Annotated in this window: 21 protein-coding genes; 10 read left to right on the top strand and 11 right to left on the bottom strand. The window is 61.3% G+C overall.

The features are described from left to right. The first annotated feature begins 52 nt into the window (after positions 1-52). The gene (locus HFO99_RS17410; RefSeq protein ID WP_131716953.1) at positions 53-490 is read left to right on the top strand and encodes a DUF1489 family protein; all 438 of its coding nucleotides are present in this window, start codon (positions 53-55) and stop codon (positions 488-490) included. 90 nt (positions 491-580) lie between these two features. On the opposite strand, the gene HFO99_RS17405 is transcribed toward HFO99_RS17410, so the two are convergent. The 7 genes from HFO99_RS17405 to HFO99_RS17375 form a co-directional block, all read right to left on the bottom strand. Next, complete coding sequence (locus HFO99_RS17405; protein ID WP_222251404.1) at positions 581-856, bottom strand: hypothetical protein; 276 nt, start codon at positions 854-856, stop codon at positions 581-583. Positions 857-969: 113 nt separating this feature from the next. After that, positions 970-2,586 carry a D-alanyl-D-alanine carboxypeptidase gene (locus HFO99_RS17400; protein WP_222362457.1) on the bottom strand — a complete coding sequence of 539 codons (1,617 nt, stop codon included), beginning with the start codon at positions 2,584-2,586 and terminating at the stop codon, positions 970-972. A 110-nt stretch (positions 2,587-2,696) separates the two neighbouring features. Then, the gene (locus HFO99_RS17395; RefSeq protein ID WP_222362455.1) at positions 2,697-3,506 is read right to left on the bottom strand and encodes a hypothetical protein; all 810 of its coding nucleotides are present in this window, start codon (positions 3,504-3,506) and stop codon (positions 2,697-2,699) included. A 314-nt stretch (positions 3,507-3,820) separates the two neighbouring features. Continuing rightward, complete coding sequence (locus HFO99_RS17390; RefSeq protein ID WP_222251401.1) at positions 3,821-4,426, bottom strand: transglutaminase-like cysteine peptidase; 606 nt, start codon at positions 4,424-4,426, stop codon at positions 3,821-3,823. A 365-nt stretch (positions 4,427-4,791) separates the two neighbouring features. Beyond that, positions 4,792-5,766 carry a prolyl aminopeptidase gene (gene pip, locus HFO99_RS17385; RefSeq protein WP_222362453.1) on the bottom strand — a complete coding sequence of 325 codons (975 nt, stop codon included), beginning with the start codon at positions 5,764-5,766 and terminating at the stop codon, positions 4,792-4,794. A 361-nt stretch (positions 5,767-6,127) separates the two neighbouring features. Then, complete coding sequence (locus tag HFO99_RS17380; protein ID WP_222362451.1) at positions 6,128-6,739, bottom strand: PilZ domain-containing protein; 612 nt, start codon at positions 6,737-6,739, stop codon at positions 6,128-6,130. Positions 6,740-6,863: 124 nt separating this feature from the next. After that, positions 6,864-7,508, bottom strand: coding sequence for a PAS domain-containing protein (locus tag HFO99_RS17375; protein ID WP_222308814.1), 645 nt, complete (start codon positions 7,506-7,508; stop codon positions 6,864-6,866). 263 nt (positions 7,509-7,771) lie between these two features. Between HFO99_RS17375 and HFO99_RS17370 the strand changes: the two genes are divergently transcribed. Then, on the top strand, positions 7,772-8,563 hold the full coding sequence (locus HFO99_RS17370; protein ID WP_222362449.1) for a rhomboid family intramembrane serine protease: 792 nt from the start codon (positions 7,772-7,774) through the stop codon (positions 8,561-8,563). Positions 8,564-8,656: 93 nt separating this feature from the next. Further along, a complete protein-coding gene (locus tag HFO99_RS17365; protein WP_222362447.1) occupies positions 8,657-9,091 on the top strand; it encodes a CBS domain-containing protein in 435 nt (144 codons plus the stop codon). A gap of 69 nt (positions 9,092-9,160) precedes the next feature. Here HFO99_RS17365 and HFO99_RS17360 read toward each other — a convergent pair whose 3' ends face one another. The 3 genes from HFO99_RS17360 to folE all read right to left on the bottom strand — a co-directional run bounded on the left by HFO99_RS17360 (position 9,161) and on the right by folE (position 11,333). Continuing rightward, positions 9,161-10,123, bottom strand: coding sequence for a patatin-like phospholipase family protein (locus HFO99_RS17360; protein WP_222308817.1), 963 nt, complete (start codon positions 10,121-10,123; stop codon positions 9,161-9,163). Between the two features lie 117 nt (positions 10,124-10,240). Then, positions 10,241-10,693 carry a phosphoribosyl-AMP cyclohydrolase gene (gene hisI, locus HFO99_RS17355; protein ID WP_017964406.1) on the bottom strand — a complete coding sequence of 151 codons (453 nt, stop codon included), beginning with the start codon at positions 10,691-10,693 and terminating at the stop codon, positions 10,241-10,243. A gap of 25 nt (positions 10,694-10,718) precedes the next feature. Then, on the bottom strand, positions 10,719-11,333 hold the full coding sequence (folE, locus tag HFO99_RS17350) for a GTP cyclohydrolase I FolE (protein ID WP_222362445.1): 615 nt from the start codon (positions 11,331-11,333) through the stop codon (positions 10,719-10,721). A 308-nt stretch (positions 11,334-11,641) separates the two neighbouring features. Here folE and HFO99_RS17345 point away from each other — a divergent pair, with 308 nt between their 5' ends. The 5 genes from HFO99_RS17345 to thrS all read left to right on the top strand — a co-directional run bounded on the left by HFO99_RS17345 (position 11,642) and on the right by thrS (position 15,544). Further along, positions 11,642-12,088 (top strand): iron-sulfur cluster assembly scaffold protein, encoded by a 447-nt coding sequence (locus HFO99_RS17345; protein ID WP_222362443.1) that lies wholly within the window; start codon positions 11,642-11,644, stop codon positions 12,086-12,088. Between the two features lie 5 nt (positions 12,089-12,093). Next, entirely contained in the window at positions 12,094-12,486 is a 393-nt protein-coding gene (gene yidD, locus HFO99_RS17340) for a membrane protein insertion efficiency factor YidD (RefSeq protein WP_222362441.1), read from the top strand. Beyond that, positions 12,483-12,911: a DUF2267 domain-containing protein gene (locus tag HFO99_RS17335; RefSeq protein ID WP_222251583.1), complete on the top strand. Its 429-nt coding sequence runs from the start codon at positions 12,483-12,485 to the stop codon at positions 12,909-12,911. The genes yidD and HFO99_RS17335 overlap by 4 nt, the downstream gene beginning before the upstream one ends. Further along, positions 12,908-13,435, top strand: a complete 528-nt coding sequence (locus tag HFO99_RS17330; RefSeq protein WP_222362439.1) for a DUF1697 domain-containing protein — start codon at positions 12,908-12,910, stop codon at positions 13,433-13,435. Before HFO99_RS17335 ends, HFO99_RS17330 begins: the two co-directional genes overlap by 4 nt. 123 nt (positions 13,436-13,558) lie before the next feature. Continuing rightward, the gene (gene thrS, locus HFO99_RS17325; RefSeq protein ID WP_222362438.1) at positions 13,559-15,544 is read left to right on the top strand and encodes a threonine--tRNA ligase; all 1,986 of its coding nucleotides are present in this window, start codon (positions 13,559-13,561) and stop codon (positions 15,542-15,544) included. 212 nt (positions 15,545-15,756) lie between these two features. On the opposite strand, the gene HFO99_RS17320 is transcribed toward thrS, so the two are convergent. Further along, positions 15,757-16,857: a hypothetical protein gene (locus tag HFO99_RS17320; RefSeq protein ID WP_222362429.1), complete on the bottom strand. Its 1,101-nt coding sequence runs from the start codon at positions 16,855-16,857 to the stop codon at positions 15,757-15,759. Positions 16,858-16,970: 113 nt separating this feature from the next. Here HFO99_RS17320 and HFO99_RS17315 point away from each other — a divergent pair, with 113 nt between their 5' ends. Then, a complete protein-coding gene (locus HFO99_RS17315; RefSeq protein WP_222310451.1) occupies positions 16,971-17,555 on the top strand; it encodes a nitroreductase in 585 nt (194 codons plus the stop codon). Then, entirely contained in the window at positions 17,555-18,166 is a 612-nt protein-coding gene (locus HFO99_RS17310; RefSeq protein ID WP_222362427.1) for a flavin reductase family protein, read from the top strand. Before HFO99_RS17315 ends, HFO99_RS17310 begins: the two co-directional genes overlap by 1 nt. Positions 18,167-18,234 lie beyond the last annotated feature (68 nt).

Below are 18,234 nucleotides of genomic sequence, written 5' to 3'. Positions count from 1 at the left end.
AATTATGCTGGAGGTGCTTGACGCTCGCTGCCAAAAGGATTTCAACGGCGGCATGGCATTGCATCTCATCAAACTCTGCGTCGGCGCCGACTCGATCGACGATCTGCGCGAATGGGTGGCGGAACGCTCGCTGCGCGCCATTGCCGCCGGCCTCGAGCCGCATTCGGTGCATACAACGCGCATGGCGCCGAAACGCATCGAGGAGTTGCTTGATGGCGGCTCGCTCTACTGGGTGATCAAGGGGCAAGTGCAGGCCAGGCAGAAGCTGCTCGACATCGAGACCTTCACGGACGGCGAGGGCATCTCGCGCTGCCGCCTGATGCTCGGCCCGGAGGTCATCGAGACGGCCGTGCAGCCGAAACGTCCCTTCCAGGGCTGGCGTTATTACACTGAGGACGACGTGCCGCGCGACCTGACAAGCCTTGGCGCCGGCATTGCCGAAATGCCCGCTGATCTTCGCCGCGAACTCACGGACCTTGGTCTGCTCTAAACCCCGAAAATCGAAGCCGACTTCCGGAAAGGTTTATGCATGGATTGAAGGTGACGGCGTGCCCCATTCGGGCACGCGGCACTCCGCAGTTCAGCGCAGGCGCAGCTGCACCGGCGCGCTGCCGTCGGGGGATGTCACATGCAGATGGATGCGGGCTTCGGGTTGGGAATAGCGCCAGGCGCGCGCACCATGGCACAGCAGCAGATTGATGAGATCCCGGGTCTTCGGAGACTTCGCCTTCGGTCGCTGCAGGCCAATCTCGGCAAGGCGCAAAGCCGCCTCGTGCAGCGGATGCAGAGGTGAGCGCCCCTTGGCCGCCATGCGGCGGTCTGAAGGCATTCCTGGAAAGTTCTCATTAATCGCCATTGTTTTCCCCGTACGCAATACTGATCGAGTTCAAGAATGGTGGCCGGAAACGCAAACACCGATTCCGGCCGTCACCAATGCCGCCGGCCATCTTGCAGGCAGCATCGAATAGCTCATTGGGCAGCCGCCCAGCACTTGATGCCGGCCTTCTTCAAGGCCTTGCAGGCATTGATGGCATCGCGCTGATCGTCGAAGCCGCCAAAGCGGGCACGGTAAAGCTGATCACCACCAGCGGCGTAGGCGACCGCGAAGGGCTTCGCCGATGCCAGCGCTCTACCGCCCTTACTCTTGGCGCTCTCCAGGAGATCCATGGCCATCTGCCGGTTCGGCGAGACGCCGACCTGCACAACCCAGCCGCTGGGAGCATCGCTGGTTGAAGCGGCGCCGGTCGAAGTGGGAGTGGGCGAAGTGGGAGTGGTCGAGGCGGTGGTGACCTCATCGATCGAGGTATCGCCCTGTTCCGGCGGTATATAGGCGGGCGCCGCAGTCGGCACGGCGACCGATGCCTGCTGCTTGAAGGTCATGGTCTTGACTTTGGTCGGCGCCGGCATCGGCTGGGCTATCAGCGGATTGTCGGATTTCGACTGAGCGGTCTCGGCATAGGCGACCTCGGTCTCGGCGACCTGATAACGCGCATCCGGCAGCGGGCCTTTGTGCGGCAGGCTGAGATCGGCGGCTGCGGCCGAAACCGGCGGCTGCGCTGCGGTGATCGTCTTTGCGACCTGCTGTTGGGCCATTTGCGGCTGAGCTTTCTGTTGGACCTTCTGCGGCTGGACCGGAGCGGGTGTCTCGATCATCGCCGGGGCAGGGGCTGCCTGGGCAATCAGCGCCGACGACCCGCCGCGGCTCGATGCCTTCGGCAGATAGGTGGCGATCAGATTGCGCATCTGGGCATCGCGGGCGGGCGTCGAGGCGCCGCCGAGCACGACGCCGACGATCGACTTGCCGTCGACCTGTACCGAGCTCACCAGATTGAAACCGGCGGCGCGCGTGTAACCAGTCTTGATGCCGTCGACGCCGCGCACCGAACCGACCAGGCGGTTGTGGCTGCGGATCGTGCGGCTGCCGAACTTGAAGGCGCGGGTGGAGAAATAGCCGTAATATTGGGGGAAATGCTGGCGAAGGGCAATGCCGAGGCGAGCCTGGTCGCGCGCCGTCGTCATCTGCGCCGTATTCGGCAGGCCATTGGCGTTGCGATAGGTGGTGCGCGTCATGCCAAGCGCATGCGCCTTGGCGGTCATCAGCTGGGCGAAACGATCCTCGCTGCCGCCGCCCAGCATTTCGCCGAGCGCGGTTGCGGCATCATTGGCCGACAGGGTGACGAGACCGAGAATGCCCTGCTCGACGGTGATCGTGCCGCCGGCGCGGACGCCGAGCTTGGTCGGCGCCTGGGCTGCCGCATGAGCGGAGAAGGGGACCGGCGTATCGAGGCGGATGCGGCCCTGCTCCAATGCCTCGAAGGTCATGTAGATGGTCATCATCTTGGTCAGGGAGGCGGGGTATTGCAGCCGGTCGGCATTCTCGCTGTAGAGAACGTTGCCGGTCTTGGCGTCGACGACGATGCCTGCATATTTCGAATTCGCCGCTTCCGCGTCGGCATTCGCCGAATCGACCAGGACGATCGTGACGGCCACCGAAAGGATCGCCAGCAGCTTTGCCAGAAAATTGCCGGATCGGGACGATGATACGGAGGAGACTGACCTTGACACTATTCCACTCTTCTCTTGCATTTCAGTTATTTGGCATTTCAGATTTTGGCAGGAACCGCACACCCCCCGCCGCACAGCTCGTCTTCTAAAATTACCGGCCGGGCGTTACCAATCCGTTTATGATGAATCGTTTATTTCGCTGTCCGGGGAGCATTTTGGGGACTTGTCGCAGAACGGTTCACAAGACGCGTTTCCACAAAGGTGCGGATAGCGGCATCAATATGTTCCCAGTCGTCGAGATGGCTGCTCGAAAAGCGGTAGAGAACGCTGAGATCCCTGCCGACCTTGATATCGCGCTGACAATCTCCGCTCGCCGCCTTGTCCGGGGCTGAAGGCAAAATGCAACGCACGACGTAATCCGGCCCGCCCTCGACGGGCGCCGTCAGCAGTACCTCGTCGCCATAACCCGCATCGGCGCGAAGACGATGCAACGTCAGGCCGTTGCGGAAGGGCTCGGCCGGTCCTTCGAGCAGATGCGAATAGATCGGTTCCAGCCGCCCGGACATGTCGCGCGACATGGTGCTCTGGGTAACCTGCAGGAAGATCAGCCCGGAGGATTGGGCGACATCGTCGAATCGAAGGTGGTTTTCCTTGCCGTAACCCTGCATCTCAGGCCAGGCGAGGTAGAGATCGACGCGTTCGGCGGCGCCTTCATGCCTCTGACTCGGAAAGCGGATGGCGTTCTCGGGGAATTTCATGGCGTCGCGGCCGATGGCCAGCATGATTTCAACCGTGCTGTCGGTGTTGCCGGCAAGCGAGATGTGCCGGCCGAACCAACGGCCGCCGATGCTGATGGCAACTGTCAGGACCGCCAGGATAGCGATCGCCGCCATCGTGCGGAGGAGAAACCCCATGGAAAAAAGCGGCTGCTCGTCGGGTGCGCTGGGCGCGGCATGGCTCATGGCGGTTCTTCGCGTTTCGGTCCGCCGCAGGAAGAACATGAGCCGCCGGTGCCGATGATGAATCTCATCGCTATGATCGAGCCGGCAAGGTTAACAATTCGCTAAGATGCTGGTGAGGTAAGGCTTTAAAAGAGGGCGAGCCGTTCCCGGGACAGCGGGAACGGCTCTTCGGCACCGGTCGGGGACGGGATGCGGGGACTGACCGGGCCGCAGGCTGCAGCGGCTAGAACAGGATGATTTTAGGCCGGGCGGCCGAAAAATCTGAATCCTGTTCTAATTGGATGGTTGGAGCATGATGTCGTCCGAATACCGCTCACGCTTTTCGGCATCATGCTCTAGCCGGCAGGCTGTTCTTACTTGACGCTACCGACCGCGACAGCGCGGCCGTCCTGAAGCTTCGACCAGCGGGCCGGATCGTCGGCGGACTGACGCTTCAGATAGGTGTATTCGGTATCCGACCACAGCAGCACCTTGTTGCGCATGTTGTCGAGGATGAAGTCGCCGTGATCGGTGCGAACCGTCAGTACGGCATGGCCTTCGCCATTCGGCTGCAGCACGACGGTGATCAGTGTGTCGGACGGCGAGAAACCGTCGTCGATCAGCATCTTGCGCTTCAGCAGGGCGTAATCCTCGCAATCGCCGACGGTGCGCGGATACGCCCAGTGCTCCTCGACACCGTAGATCTGCTCGTCCGTCATCGGCTGGATCGTCGAGTTGACGGTGTAGTTGACCTTGAGAATTTCCTTCCAGCGATCCTCGTTGAGAATGGCCGGTCCGGCATCGCCGCCGACTTCGACACATTCCGTCGGATTCGCCTTGCAGAATTCGTAATGGCCGATCGGCGGGCTGGCATTGCCTGCCAGGGCCATGCTGGCGGGCATTGCCTGTCCCGAACCCGTCATTGCCATCATGATGGCTCCGGCCAGAAGGCCGCCTTTCAGGATATTCGCAGTTGTCATTGCCATCTCCCCGTAAGTCGAGGTGACAATGGCACAGACGTTTTTATCTCACGGAAAATTACGTAATAGAATTAAAGGCTTAGTTGATTCAAATGCCGATAAAACTTGGCTAAAAACAAACTTGAATGCGACTAAAATTCGATGCGGATTTGTCTCGAATTCGATTAAAATTGTAATCCACGCAACAAGGCTTTCGCCCGTGAAAGGGTTGCGTTGCCGTCCGCATGTTAAGGATTTTCGTTGAGTCGGTTAAATTCCGGCAGCCGGCCGGCGACGTGCGGTCGACCGTCGACGCCGCCGAAATCGACCGATGCGGCCGGTTCAGAAGCGGAATATCGCTCGGATCGCCGATCCTGGCACAGAAATTATTTTTGAGGAGAATCGCGAAATCGATCGGTGGCGGCGACAATCGCCGCGCTCATATTGGGATTTGCGATGGAATGGGCAGCGTGCGCAAGGATGCTGAGCTCGCTTTGCGGCCAGGCGCGGGCGAGTTCCCAGGCAGTGACGAGCGGCGCCTCGATGTCGAACCTTCCCTGCAGCAGGATACCGGGGATGCCGGTGAGCCGCGTGGCATTCTTCAAAAGTTGGGCATCCTCCAGCCAGGCGCCATTGCTGAAGTAGTGGGTGATGATGCGGGCGCGCGTCAGCAAGTAGGCCGGATCGCCCCAGCGGCGCGGCGGGCCCTGGGGATCGGCGAGCAGAATCGAGGCCGCCTCCCAATCATGCCAGTCGCGCGCTGCCTTGAGGCGCGTCTCCGGGTGCGGATCGTTGAGGAGGCGATGATAGGCGGCAACCATGTCGTCATCTCGTCCCTGCGTGCCTACGGGAATCGCTTGGCGGAATCGGTGCCACTCTTCCGGAAAGAGCGGCGCCATGCCGCGATAGAGCCAGTCGATTTCCGAGCGCCGGGTGGTGGTCACGCCTGACAGGACGATCGCCGCGACGCGGTCCGGATGGGTTTCGGCATAGGCCAGCGCCAGCGTCGAACCCCAGGAATTGCCGAAGAGGAGCCAGGTGTCGATGTCGAGCCAGGACCGCAGCCGTTCGATATCGGCGACGAGATGCCAGGTAGTGTTGAGGGAGAGATCGGTTTCGGGATCCGCAGCGCTCGGCAGGCTGCGGCCGCAATGGCGCTGATCGAAAAGAATGATTCGGTAGGCATCGGGATCGAAATAGCGCCGCGCCGTGGTCGAACAGCCGGAGCCAGGGCCACCATGCAGCACCAGTGCCGGGCGGCCCGCCGGATTGCCGCAGGCCTCCCAATAGATCAGATTGCCGTCGCGCGTATCGAGCAGGCCGTGATCATAGGGTTCGATTTCGGGATAGAGAGCTGACATCGGTGCGCCTGCGGTCGAAGTGGCGCTGACCAAGGGACGACGGGCAAGCGCGGGGCACTCCCGGACGCAAAATCACCGCACAATTTTGGGCGACTTCATTGGGTGCCGATCGGTGTCGCAGCTTGTTCCACTCATAATGTTGTCTACCGACTGGGTGGAACGACTTGCGACAGGATTTCGCGCCTGCTTTCCAAAGCCAGATTCGTTGCCGCTTCCAAATCTCTTGCCGTGAGGTGCAGGCTTTTCAACACGACCTGACCGGGTGTGCATCGGAGCTGGCAAATCGCGTTCGGTGGAGGTCGGTCGAAAATTGAGCCCCGCCGCGGAATCCCCGGCAAGGCAGCGCTATTTTCCGCAGCTGTTAAAGGAATTCGCGCAGCGTCTCGCGGGACTGGATCGACAGGAATTCGATTGCCACACCTTCGACGAAGTGGCGCACGACGCGACCGCGCATGTTGCCGAGGCGCACGGCCGTCCCGATCGAAGGGCGCATCTCGACGTCGACGGCAGCGCCCGACAGCGAAAGGTCCATGATGCGGCAGAAATAACGCGTGCCGTCCTCGAGCGTCAGATCGGTCTTCGTGTCGCGTGGCGTCAGACGGTCGTGCCGCCGATCTTCAGGCAGGCCGAGTTCGTGCTTGTTGGCAAGCCAGGTGAGCTGCGCTGCGAGCTTCTCGCGTTTCCGGTCGGTGGCGTTGATCGACATGGTGAAGCCGCGGCCATCGATGGTCTGGACATAACCTTCGACGCGGCCGAGATGGTCGATATAGGCGACGACGCGTTCGTTGGCGCGCGGCCGGCCGGGGCAGGTGACGTACATGTCGCCAGGCGACATGTCGATCACCATGCATTCGAATTCCTCGTAGTTCGCAAGCATCAGCCGGCCCTGCATGTTGATGGGCACGCGCTGGAAAACGCCCTGTTCAGGGCGCGGCGCAGGTCGTTGCGTCTGAGCTGGCTGGAACGAGTGCATCAAAGGGCTTCTTCATGAAAATCGCAGAGACCGATCTTTACCTGCAATCCATTAACAGAAGGTTGTTTCGCCCCGTCCCGACATAGCGGAAAACGAGTATATCCGATGTCCTAAAACGGGATCCTCAGCGCGCCTCCACGCTCAGCAACTGCGACACCATGCGGCGCATGACCTGGCCGAAATGGATGCTTTTGCCAGCGACGATCTTGTTGATCGGTCGCAGCTCGACCGGTGCTGCATTGGCGAACTTTCCGGGCAGCAGGCGGCTGCGGTCGAGTGCCAGGAATTCGAGCGGTACGATCTCCAGCCAGCTCGCGGCCGCTGTCGGCGCGATTGCACCGAGCAGCCGGTCGCAGGCGCCGTCCGGCGAACGCAGCGGCATCATGATAATCTCGAAGGAGGCCTGATGGCCGACGGTGCTATAGCCGGTGGCGTTAAACAGTGCCGGCAGGGCATGGTCCATGACGCCCATCGCCGTGCGTTCGATGTCCGTGTGCTGACCGTTTCCCCAGAGAGACGAAAAACGTTCGCCGCGCAGGTCACGCCCGAACAGATCGCAGATTCGGGTGCCGGCCAGCCGGAAACCGATGTCTCCGCCGTCGCGCCTCTCAAGAATAAACAGATTCTGGAGCAGGTGCGGGACGGCAGAGGGTTCGACCTGTGATTTCAACGGCGCATCGGCAGCGCCGCGGATACGGTTCCAGTAGTCAAAAATTTCGATGGTCGTTTGCACACGCATTTCACACCAACCTGTCCCATTCCGGAGCATTTTCGGGCAGTCATTGCCCGTACAGACTCTACCTTGCGGATTTCATGCCAAATCACGGCGGTTAAGGTTAAGAGATGGTTTCGGTTGAGATGCAGTGCCTGTCGTGACACTGTCCCGCATCGCTTCGACTTTCGAAGTTCAGCACAACCTGCCCGGGCCCAAGGTCTTTCCTTGAGCTCCCGGTCCGCCGCCCGGCACTTCGGGCGGCTTTTTTTTTGACAGTCGCTCCTGTATGGCTGTGGCCTCAACGAGGCAAAACACAGATGAATGAGCAGACGGCCGAGCCGCATAAGGCGCTAGAACCTCCCGAGGTCCAGCCGCCGGGACGGCCACCGCGCGAACCGATCTTCAACCTTCCACCGGCACTGCTCTTCAGCCTTTGCCTGCTGGCCGTGATTTATGCGGTGCAGGAACTCGTGCTGTCTGACGATGGGCTGAACTGGCTGTTCTTCACCTTCGGCTTCGTTCCCGCCCGTTACGTGATTCCGCTGTCGCAGCAGGGACCGGAGCTGTTCTGGACGCCGGTCACCTATTCGCTGCTGCACGGCAGCGTCCAGCATATCCTCTTCAACGCCTTCTGGCTGATGGCCTTCGGCGCGCCGGTCGTGCGCCGCATCGGGACGCTACGCTTCGTGCTCTTCTGGGTCTTTTCCGCCATTGCATCAGCCGCCCTGCATGCGATCCTGAACTGGGGGGACGTGTCGCTGCTGATCGGCGCATCGGGCGTCATCTCCGGGCTGATGGGCGCCGCCTGCCGATTCGCCTTTCCGGCCGAACGGCGGCCGATGGCGCCGGCGCATCTCAACCACCGGCTTTCCATCGTCGAGGCGCTGAAGAGCCGCACCGTCATCATCTTCATGCTGCTCTGGCTGGTCGGCAATGCGCTGATCGCCGTCGGCATCCCTCTCGTCGGCGATAGCGACCAGCCGATTGCCTGGGACGCACATATCGGCGGCTTCGTCTTCGGCTTCCTGCTGTTTTCGCTGTTCGATCGGGCGCCGCGCCCACCGGTGATGGAACCTGCCGGAACGGAGAAGGATGTGTTGCAATCCTGAGCCGGGCAGTGCACGATCGACCTATATCCGCGATGGGGGGAGAAACCGCCGCGGATGCCTGTGACAAGTGTTTCACGGACATAGGAGGTTCGAATGACCAGTTCAGTCAAAGCAATCCTCGACCTGAAGGGCAGGAACGTCGTCACTGCCGGGCCGAACACCACCGTCGCCGAGGCGGCCGCCATCCTCAGCAAGAAGAAGATCGGCGCCATCGTCGTCGTCGGCATGGAGAACCGGATTTCCGGGATGTTCACCGAGCGCGATCTCGTGCATGCGATCGCCAAACACGGCAAGGAAGGCCTCGACCAGCCGCTGGCCCAGGTCATGACCGCGAAGGTCTACCGCTGCCATGAGGAGACGACCGTTAACGAGCTGATGGAGCTGATGACCAGCCGCCGTTTCCGTCACGTGCCGGTGGAAAGCAACGGCAAGCTTACCGGCATCATCTCGATCGGCGACGTGGTGAAATCGCGCATCGCCGAAGTCGAGCGTGAGGCTGAGGAAATCAAGGCCTATATCGCCGGCTGAGGTTTTCGCCGGCCGTACTTGACCGATGTCGTAGCCGCAAAACCGCTGCAGGCTTTTGGACGCCATGCATCAGGGGTGGCTGGCGTAGACTTCCTGCATGCGCTTGATCTCAGGGAGCCTGGCTCTGGCTTCCTCGTAGCCGCGTTCGATCGCCTCGCCAGCCCGGTGGAATTCGGAAAGGCCGATATAGCTGAGACGCGGCTGCAGCGAAATATCAGGCGGGTCGCCGGCAAGGCGGGCGCGGGCAATCCTGTCCTGGATGATGTTGAAGGCCTGCACCATGACGCCGGTCATGCCGAGGCGCGCATAGGGCGCTTCTTCCTGTTTCTGTACTTCCTGGGCCGACAGGCTGGCATTGTGCCGGACGACGGCCGAGCGGCCATAGAGATCGTAATTGAGATTGACGGCGACGACGAGCGGCTGCTCGTAGGCGCGGCAGACGGAGACGGGGACGGGATTGACCAGCGCGCCGTCGACCAGTGTGCGGTGATTGCTGCGCACCGGCTCGAAAATGCCGGGCAGGGCATAGGAGGCGCGCAACGCCGTAATCAGCGAACCATTGGCGATCCAGACCTCATGGCCGGTATTGACTTCGGCCGCGACCGCGACGAACGGCCGATCGAGATCCTCGACGTTCAGGCCTTCGAGATGTTCCTGCATGCGCTTGGTCAGCCGCATGCCGCCGAACAGGCCACTGCCGCCAATAGTGAGATCGAGGAGACTTGCGATGCGGCGCATCGTCAGCGAGCGCGCGAAGCTTTCGAGTTCATCGAGTTTGCCGGCGAGATAACAGCCACCGACCAGCGCGCCGATCGAGGTGCCGGCAATCATGCCGATCTCGACGTTTGCCTCGTCGAGGGCGCGCAGCACGCCGATATGGGCCCAGCCGCGGGCGGCGCCGCCGCCGAGTGCCAGCGCAATCTTGATTTTCTTCAGGGGCGGGGGAGGCGGGATCGTCTCGAGCGTGGTCGACATGCCGGAACCGGAACCCTCGCCTTCAGAGCTTTGACGATGCAGACTCCAGCTCAGCATGGCGCTCTCCCCTCCCAGCAGAACACTTGATTTTCGATAGTGTGCCCGATCAGTTTCCAAATGGTATATAGAAGCGGTTTCTGGCGCAATAAGGAGCAAATGCCGGGGAATTTCAGGCTATTTTCCGTAGACATCCTGCGGATCGAAATGAAGCTCGTCGTCGACGATATCAAGCATCGGCTTTCCGTCTCGAAGCGTGATCGTCCGGTAGAAGCAGGAGCGGCGGCCGGTGTGACAGGTGGCGTCGTGGCCGGCGACCTCGACCTTCAGCCAGATGGCGTCCTGATCGCAATCGGTGCGGATTTCCTTCACCGTCTGGAGATTACCCGAGGTCTCGCCCTTCTTCCAGAGCTTGCCGCGCGAACGGCTGAAATAATGCGCCGTGCCGGTCTGGATGGTCAGCGCCAGCGCCTGGGCATTCATATGCGCCACCATCAGCAGCTCACCGTCGCCGGCGTCGGTGACGATCGCGGTAATCAGGCCACGGTCGTCGAAGCGCGGCGTGAAATCGCCGGCGTCTTCCAACGCCGACTTGTCCTCGGATGGTTGATTGAAGATCAGTTGACTCATCGCGGCCCTCCTGAGGGAGCCGGTATCAGCGGCTCCGCACCATGGTCATGAAACGGGCCTGATCGGCCGGCTCAGTCTTGAACGTTCCCGTAAACGTCGTCGTCAATGTGGTCGAGCCCTGCTTCTGAACGCCGCGCATCGCCATGCACATATGTTCGGCCTCGATCAACACGGCGACACCGCGCGGATTAAGCGTATCGTCGATGGCCCGGGCGATCTGCGCGGTCATCGTTTCCTGCGTCTGCAGGCGGCGGCCAAAGATCTCGACGACACGGGCAATCTTCGACAGGCCGAGCACACGCCCATCCGGCATGTAGGCAACGTGGGCCTTGCCGATGATCGGCACCATGTGGTGTTCGCAATGCGAGTAGAACGGAATATCCTTGACGAGGACCATGTCGTCGTAACCGGCGACCTCCTCGAAGGTGCGGCCGAGCACGTCTTCCGCCGCCATGTCGTAACCGGAAAAAAGTTCGCGGTACGATTTGACGACGCGGGCCGGCGTTTCGAGCAGGCCTTCGCGTGTCGGGTCGTCACCGGCCCAACGCAGCAGAACGCGAACGGCTTCTTCCGCCTCCTGCTGGGAGGGGCGATCCGAGTCGCGGTTCGTCTGCGGAAAATTCTTTACGATGGCGTCCATGAACAATGGTCTCCTGGCCCGCACCGCGGACCCATCTGTCGGAATCGCCACTGGTCAATCCCATGCGGGAATTCATGCACCTTTGGCAGGCTCCGGGGCTTTCAGGGCGGTTTCAGCCCGTCCGGCACGGTTTCCCAATCAAACTTACACTAGGCCATTGCATTTTCATGGCCTTCGAACGACATACATATAGGAAGACGGCCATCGTATGTAAGTATCCTCACACGACACGGTGTGTTTTTTGTTTTGACGACAATAACGCCCCCCACAGAGGCCGATCCGCAGTGATTTTGGAGCGGAAATCCAGCATGGACGATATCTACAACAGCAAAATCCTCGAATTCGCCGGCAATATTCCGTTGACCTGCACGCTTGATGATGCCGATGCGAGCGCCCAGGCCTATTCCAAGCTCTGCGGCTCGAAGGTGCGGATCTGGCTGAAGATGGATGGCGACACTGTGACGGGTTTTGCCCATGACGTGAAGGCCTGCGCGCTCGGCCAAGCCTCGTCCTCGATCATGGCCCGGCATGTCGTCGGCGCCACATCGGAAGAATTGCGGCAGGCCCGCCAGGACATGCTCGCCATGTTGAAGGCGGATGGGGCGGGGCCCCACGGACGGTTCGAAGATATGCGTTATCTGCTGCCGGTGCGGGACTATAAGGCTCGCCATGCCTCGACGATGCTGACCTTCGATGCTGTCGTCGATGCGATCGGGCAGATCGAGGCGAAACGGGCGGAAGTTGTCGAGGCATAACGGAGATGTGCGAGTTCTGTGCTCCGCAGGCTGACGATGAGGATGATGGCGGCGCCGCCGGACCCGAAAAGGCCGCGCGCTACTCCCGCAACTATGCCGGCCCGTTCCGCAAGACCCCCGATCGTCTGCTCGGCATGGGGCTCATCCGCCTCTACCAGCTGACGCTGTCCGGCTTCATCGGAAATTCCTGCCGCCATATCCCGACGTGCTCCGAATATGGCTACGAGTCGATCGCCCGCCACGGCCTTTGGGCCGGCGGCTGGATGACGCTGTTTCGCGTCGGCCGTTGCGGCCCGGGCGGCACCAGCGGCCTCGACCAGGTGCCGGAAATGCTCGGCGACAGCTTCCGCTGGTGGACGCCGTGGCGTTATCTCGCCCTTGGACGCAAGAGAGGCTGACGGCCATGACGATGCCCGGCGAATACAGGCGTGCATCGAAAGACTTCGACCACTATCTCGATGATATCAAAGCCGATACGCTGATCGACAGCCGCAATGTGGTCTACACCATGACCCAAGGGGTCTTTCAAACGTTCCGCCGCCGCCTCGATGTCGCAGACGCCCTCCGGTTTGCCGATGTGCTGCCGCCCGTGCTGCGCGCGATCTTCGTCGCCGACTGGAATCCCGACGAGGCCAAACGGTCCTTCGAGGATCGCGCGGCGATGACGCGGGAGGCGCAGTCACTGCGCGGTGACCATAACTTTTCCCCCGACACAGCCATCCGAGACGTGGCGATAGCCGTTCGAAAACATGCCGACGCCGCGGCATTCGACAGAGTGCTGAAGACCTTGCCCGACGGCGCAGAGGAGTTCTGGCGGCCGTGAGCACCTTCATCGCCCTTCTGCACAGCATTGTCCTGACGCCCGACCGCCGCGTCGTCATGCAGGATTTGCGCAAACTTGCCGAAGAGCTTGGTTATCGCGAGCCGCGCACGCTGGTTGCCACAGGCAATCTCGTCTTCGAGGCCGACGAGATGCGGCCGCACGAACTCGAAGTAGCCCTGGAGGAGGGGTTTGAAGAAAAGTTCGGCAAACATGTCGATATCATCGTGCGCAGCGACTGCACCTGGATGGCGCTTTGCAGCACCAATCCCTTCAAGGACGGCAATGGTGACCAAGTCATCGTCCGGGTGATGCGCCTGCCGGTCGACCCCAAGAAGGTGGAGGCGCTGAAACCGCTGATGACGGAGGGACAGCGCATCGCCGTCGTCGGCGGCGATCTCTGGATCGATTTCGCCGGCAAGCCGAGCCAGTCCAAGCTGCTTTCGGCACTGACGACCAAGCGGCTCGGCGTCGGCACGATGCGCAACTGGAACACCGTGCGCGGGCTGACTGAAATGATCATGTAGCCCGGCTTCGTCTTTACTCACGCAGGAAATCTGGCTATCAGGCGGCGGCGCATTCAGCTCCGTGAAGGCGCTTTCGTTTCAACCACCCGCATTCGTTGGCGGGACTGGACAAGGAGAATTTCGATGTCCCAAGCTATTTCCCTGACATTTCCCGATGGTTCCGTGCGCGGCTACGATGCCGGCGCAACCGGCCGGGATGTCGCTGAATCCATTTCCAAGTCGCTCGCCAAGAAGGCAGTGGCCGTTGCTATCGACGGCACCGTGCGTGACCTTTCCGATCCTGTGACGACGGGCAGAATCGAGATCGTCACCCGCAATGACGACCGCGCGCTCGAACTCATCCGCCACGACGCGGCGCATGTCATGGCCGAGGCGGTCCAGGAACTGTGGCCCGGCACCCAGGTGACGATCGGGCCGGTCATCGAAAACGGTTTCTATTACGACTTCGCCAAGAACGAGCCCTTCACACTCGACGATCTGCCGAAGATCGAAAAGAAGATGAAGGAGATCATCGCCCGCAACGCCGCCTTCACCAAACAGGTCTGGTCGCGCGAGAAGGCAAAACAGGTCTTCGCCGACAAGGGCGAGCAGTACAAGGTCGAACTCGTCGACGCGATCCCGGAAGGGCAGGATCTCAAGATCTACTACCAGGGCGACTGGTTCGACCTCTGCCGCGGCCCGCACATGGCCTCGACTGGCCAGATCGGTTCTGCCTTCAAGCTCTTGAAGGTGGCCGGCGCCTACTGGCGCGGCGACAGCAACAATCCGATGCTGAGCCGCATCTACGGCACGGCCTTCGCCGAGCAGTCCGAGCTCGACAACTACCTGCATATGCTTGCCGAAGCCGAAAAGCGCGATCACCGCCGCCTCGGCCGCGAGATGGATCTCTTCCATTTCCAGGAAGAGGGCCCAGGCGTCGTCTTCTGGCACGGCAAGGGCTGGCGCGTCTTCCAGACGCTGGTCGCCTATATGCGCCGCCGGCTTGCCGGTGATTATCAGGAAGTCAACGCGCCGCAGGTGCTTGACAAGTCGCTGTGGGAAACCTCCGGTCACTGGGGCTGGTACCGCGACAACATGTTCAAGGTGACGGTCGCCGGCGACGACACCGACGACGACCGCGTCTTCGCGCTGAAGCCGATGAACTGCCCCGGCCATATCCAGATTTTCAAGCACGGGCTGAAATCCTATCGCGAACTGCCGATCCGGCTTGCCGAATTCGGCAATGTCCACCGCTACGAACCGTCGGGTGCGCTGCACGGGCTGATGCGCGTGCGCGGCTTCACGCAGGACGATGCGCATATCTTCTGCACCGACGAGCAGATGGCCGCCGAATGCCTGAAGATCAACGATCTCATCCTTTCGGTCTACAAGGATTTCGGCTTCGACGAAGTCACCATCAAGCTCTCGACCCGGCCGGACAAGCGCGTCGGTTCGGACGAACTCTGGGATCGCGCCGAGAGCATGATGATGGGCGTGCTGGAGACGATCCAGCAGCAGTCCAACAACATCAAGACCGGAATCCTGCCGGGCGAGGGTGCTTTCTACGGGCCGAAGTTCGAATATACGCTGAAGGATGCGATCGGCCGCGAATGGCAGTGCGGGACGACGCAGGTCGACTTCAACCTGCCAGAACGCTTCGGCGCCTTCTACATCGACAGCAACTCCGAAAAGACGCAACCGGTGATGATCCACCGCGCCATCTGCGGCTCGATGGAACGCTTCCTCGGCATCCTGATCGAGAACTTCGCCGGCCACATGCCGCTCTGGGTATCGCCGCTTCAGGTGGTGGTCGCAACGATCACCTCGGAAGCCGACGCCTACGGGCTTGAAGTGGCCGAGGCGCTGCGCGAGGCCGGTCTCAACGTCGAGACCGACTTCCGTAACGAGAAGATCAACTACAAGGTCCGCGAGCATTCGGTCACCAAGGTTCCTGTCATCATCGTCTGCGGCAGGAAGGAAGCCGAAGAGCGCACGGTCAACATCCGTCGCCTCGGCAGCCAGGAACAGGTTTCGATGGGGCTTGACGCCGCCGTCGAGAGCCTTGCCCTCGAAGCGACACCGCCCGACATTCGTCGCAAGGCCGAAGCAAAAAAAGCCAAGGCCGCCTGAAATAACCGGAATCCGACAGCACTAGGCATTGGCGCTGTCGGAAGTCTGATCTAGAGCCGCAATGTTGCCGCCATGATCGAGAACGGATCACCGCGAGCTGCAATGCTCCAGAAAATTCCCGATGCCAATGATTGAACGCGCATCTGAAGCGCCCTCGATCCGTACGCCTTTCCCCAAACATCTCGGCTGAGTAGAAACCGCTCGCAACAAAATCAATCGAGGCTGGTGTCGTCACCGCCCTGCTGTGGCACGAGCTGTTCGTAGGAGGGTAGCGGCGCCACCGGAGCCGGCTGGACGCCTGGCGGCGGCGGCGTGCCGACTGGCACTTGTTGCACCGTGCGGGCAGCATCCACCGGCGGCTGCGGCTGCTGGTCCTTCATCAGAACCTCGACATCGGTGTTCCTGCCGGCGACGACGGTGAAATCGCGCTGGTAGATCTTGTCCTTGTTGCGGGCGACGGCGGAATATCCGCCTTCGGCGAGAACCATGGTCGGAAAGGCGCTGACACTTTCGCCGACGCTGTCGCCGGCCGCCGTCAGGATCGACCATGCGGTATCGGCAATCGCCTCGCCGCCGGCATCGGAGACCAGCTTGAAGGTGATCTGCGCGGCACGATGCTGGATCGTCGCCTCGGTCAGCTTGCCGGCCTCGACCTGGATGTCGGCGCGGATCACGGCGTTGACGTTGCCATATTCGGAAACGATGTGATAGGTGCCGGCATTGAGGCGGATGACGGTATTCGGCGAAACATCGGCCACGACGAGGCCGCGCTCGCCGTCGTCGCGCACGTCCGAGGAATAGATCGAGAAGCTCAACTGGTCGGGGCGAATGCGGGCATCGGCGCCGGAGACGGCATTGAGCAGCAGGCCGCCGGCATCGAGCACCATCACCTGCTTGTCGACCTCGCCTTCGGCAGGCACGGTCAGTTTCTTGGTGACGCCGGCGCGGCCGAAGGAGACGTTGACGAAATAATCGCCGGCAGCGAGCTGGAAGGCGGCGGGGCCGCCCTTGGCGCTGGCGATCAGCGGCAGCTTGCCGTCGGATCCGGCGATCGGGCTGAAGACATACCAGGAGAGGCCTTCCTCAATCGGCGTGCCGTCCGCCGTCAGCTTGGCTTCCATCGGGACGTCGCGCAGCTTGACCCCTTCGGGCACCGTGCCGGGCGCGATGAAGGCATCGAGCTTCGGCATCTTCGGCGTCGATTCAAGCTGTTTGAATTTCTTGAAGGCATCCTGAGCGCCGGCGCCGAGGGGCATCAATACCATCAGGGCAATGGCAAGGCCGATGCGTGCAAAAGGCAAAATGCCAAACATCTGTTTCGTGAACCGATTGACTTCTGAAATAGCAAAGGTCACTTCAAGACCAACGCGATGGCAAATTCAAGACCTACCCATTGCAGCAGCATAAAAATGAGAGCTTCTCCCGTATGAAATCCGATATCAAGCTGATCGACTACCTCGCCGTGCGCCGCTCCATCCCCGCTTTCCAGATGTGTGAACCAGGCCCCGAGAAGGCCGAGATCGAGGAGATTCTGCGTCTTGCCTCGCGTGTTCCCGATCACGGCAAGATCGCGCCCTGGCGCTTCATCGTCTATCGCGGAGAGCAGCGCGCCCGCCTCGGCGAGGAGCTTCTGACGCTGGCACTTCATTCAAAACCCGATCTTTCCGAAGAGATGATCCAGGTCGAGCGCAGCCGTTTCACCCGCGCGCCCGTGGTCGTCGCCGTCGTCAGCAAGGCGGGGCCGCATATCAAGATCCCGGAATGGGAGCAGATGATGTCGGCAGGCGCGCTTTGCTTCAATGTCATTCTCGCCGCCAACGCCAACGGCTATGTCGCCAACTGGCTGACGGAATGGTTCGCCTATGACGAGCGCGCCTATCCGTTGCTCGGCGTGGGGCCGGATGAAAAGGTGGCAGGCTTCATCCATATCGGCTCGACCACATTTCCGGCAATCGAGCGGCCGCGGCCGGAGCTTGCCGATACCGTGACCTGGGTCGGCGGAGACGATTGATGTTCTACACCACCGACAGCAACCGGCACGGGCTCGCACATGATCCTTTCAAGGCGATCGTGTCTCCGCGACCGATCGGCTGGATCGGCAGCAAGGGCAGGGACGGCTCGATCAATCTCGCGCCTTATTCATTTTTCAATGCCGTTGCCGACCGGCCGAAGCTGGTGATGTTTTCTTCCGCCGGACGCAAGCACAGCCAGCGCAATTCGGCCGAGACCGGCGTCTTCACCTGCAATTTCGTCAGTCGCGATCTCGCCGAGAAGATGAACCTTTCCTCGGCGGCGCTGCCCTACGGCGACAGCGAATTCGATTTCGCCGGCCTGACGCCGAAGCAGGCCGACTTGATCGACGCGCCCTATGTCGGCGAGGCTTTCGCGGTGCTCGAATGCAAGGTCACCGAGATCATCGAGCCGAAGACGCTATCGGGCGAACCGTCCGAAAACGTCCTGGTCTTCGGCGAGGTGCTCGGCATCCGCATCGACGAAGCGATCGTCAGGGACGGCCGCCTCGACATGTCGATCGCCCGACCTTTGGCCAGGATGGGCTACATGGATTACAGCGAAGGCAGCGATGTTTTCGAGATGATCCGGCCGAAGCCACATCAAGGATGAGTCGAGCCGGCAAGGCGTACAAAGGCTTAAGAAACATGGTGAACCAATCTTAAACCTTTTGCCGCTAC

Source organism: Rhizobium leguminosarum, assembly GCF_019798305.1.
GTDB classification, from domain to species: Bacteria; Pseudomonadota; Alphaproteobacteria; order Rhizobiales; family Rhizobiaceae; genus Rhizobium; species Rhizobium leguminosarum_U.
The sequence above is the reverse complement of the archived record's forward strand: the minus strand, read 5'-3'. Positions and strand labels throughout refer to the sequence as shown.

Coding starts and splice junctions, on each gene's coding strand:
- HFO99_RS17390 (WP_222251401.1), bottom strand. CDS start 4,426: ATGACAACTGCGAATATCCTGAAAGGCGGCCTTCTGGCCGGAGCCATC.
- HFO99_RS17400 (WP_222362457.1), bottom strand. CDS start 2,586: ATGCAAGAGAAGAGTGGAATAGTGTCAAGGTCAGTCTCCTCCGTATCA.
- folE (WP_222362445.1), bottom strand. CDS start 11,333: ATGGACGCCATCGTAAAGAATTTTCCGCAGACGAACCGCGACTCGGAT.
- yidD (WP_222362441.1), top strand. CDS start 12,094: ATGTGCGAGTTCTGTGCTCCGCAGGCTGACGATGAGGATGATGGCGGC.
- HFO99_RS17395 (WP_222362455.1), bottom strand. CDS start 3,506: ATGTTCTTCCTGCGGCGGACCGAAACGCGAAGAACCGCCATGAGCCAT.
- HFO99_RS17310 (WP_222362427.1), top strand. CDS start 17,555: ATGTTCTACACCACCGACAGCAACCGGCACGGGCTCGCACATGATCCT.
- HFO99_RS17320 (WP_222362429.1), bottom strand. CDS start 16,857: ATGTTTGGCATTTTGCCTTTTGCACGCATCGGCCTTGCCATTGCCCTG.
- HFO99_RS17345 (WP_222362443.1), top strand. CDS start 11,642: ATGGACGATATCTACAACAGCAAAATCCTCGAATTCGCCGGCAATATT.
- HFO99_RS17375 (WP_222308814.1), bottom strand. CDS start 7,508: ATGCTCCGGAATGGGACAGGTTGGTGTGAAATGCGTGTGCAAACGACC.
- thrS (WP_222362438.1), top strand. CDS start 13,559: ATGTCCCAAGCTATTTCCCTGACATTTCCCGATGGTTCCGTGCGCGGC.
- HFO99_RS17410 (WP_131716953.1), top strand. CDS start 53: ATGGCATTGCATCTCATCAAACTCTGCGTCGGCGCCGACTCGATCGAC.
- HFO99_RS17315 (WP_222310451.1), top strand. CDS start 16,971: ATGAAATCCGATATCAAGCTGATCGACTACCTCGCCGTGCGCCGCTCC.
- hisI (WP_017964406.1), bottom strand. CDS start 10,693: ATGAGTCAACTGATCTTCAATCAACCATCCGAGGACAAGTCGGCGTTG.
- HFO99_RS17365 (WP_222362447.1), top strand. CDS start 8,657: ATGACCAGTTCAGTCAAAGCAATCCTCGACCTGAAGGGCAGGAACGTC.
- pip (WP_222362453.1), bottom strand. CDS start 5,766: ATGTCAGCTCTCTATCCCGAAATCGAACCCTATGATCACGGCCTGCTC.
- HFO99_RS17405 (WP_222251404.1), bottom strand. CDS start 856: ATGGCGATTAATGAGAACTTTCCAGGAATGCCTTCAGACCGCCGCATG.
- HFO99_RS17380 (WP_222362451.1), bottom strand. CDS start 6,739: ATGCACTCGTTCCAGCCAGCTCAGACGCAACGACCTGCGCCGCGCCCT.
- HFO99_RS17360 (WP_222308817.1), bottom strand. CDS start 10,123: ATGCTGAGCTGGAGTCTGCATCGTCAAAGCTCTGAAGGCGAGGGTTCC.
- HFO99_RS17370 (WP_222362449.1), top strand. CDS start 7,772: ATGAATGAGCAGACGGCCGAGCCGCATAAGGCGCTAGAACCTCCCGAG.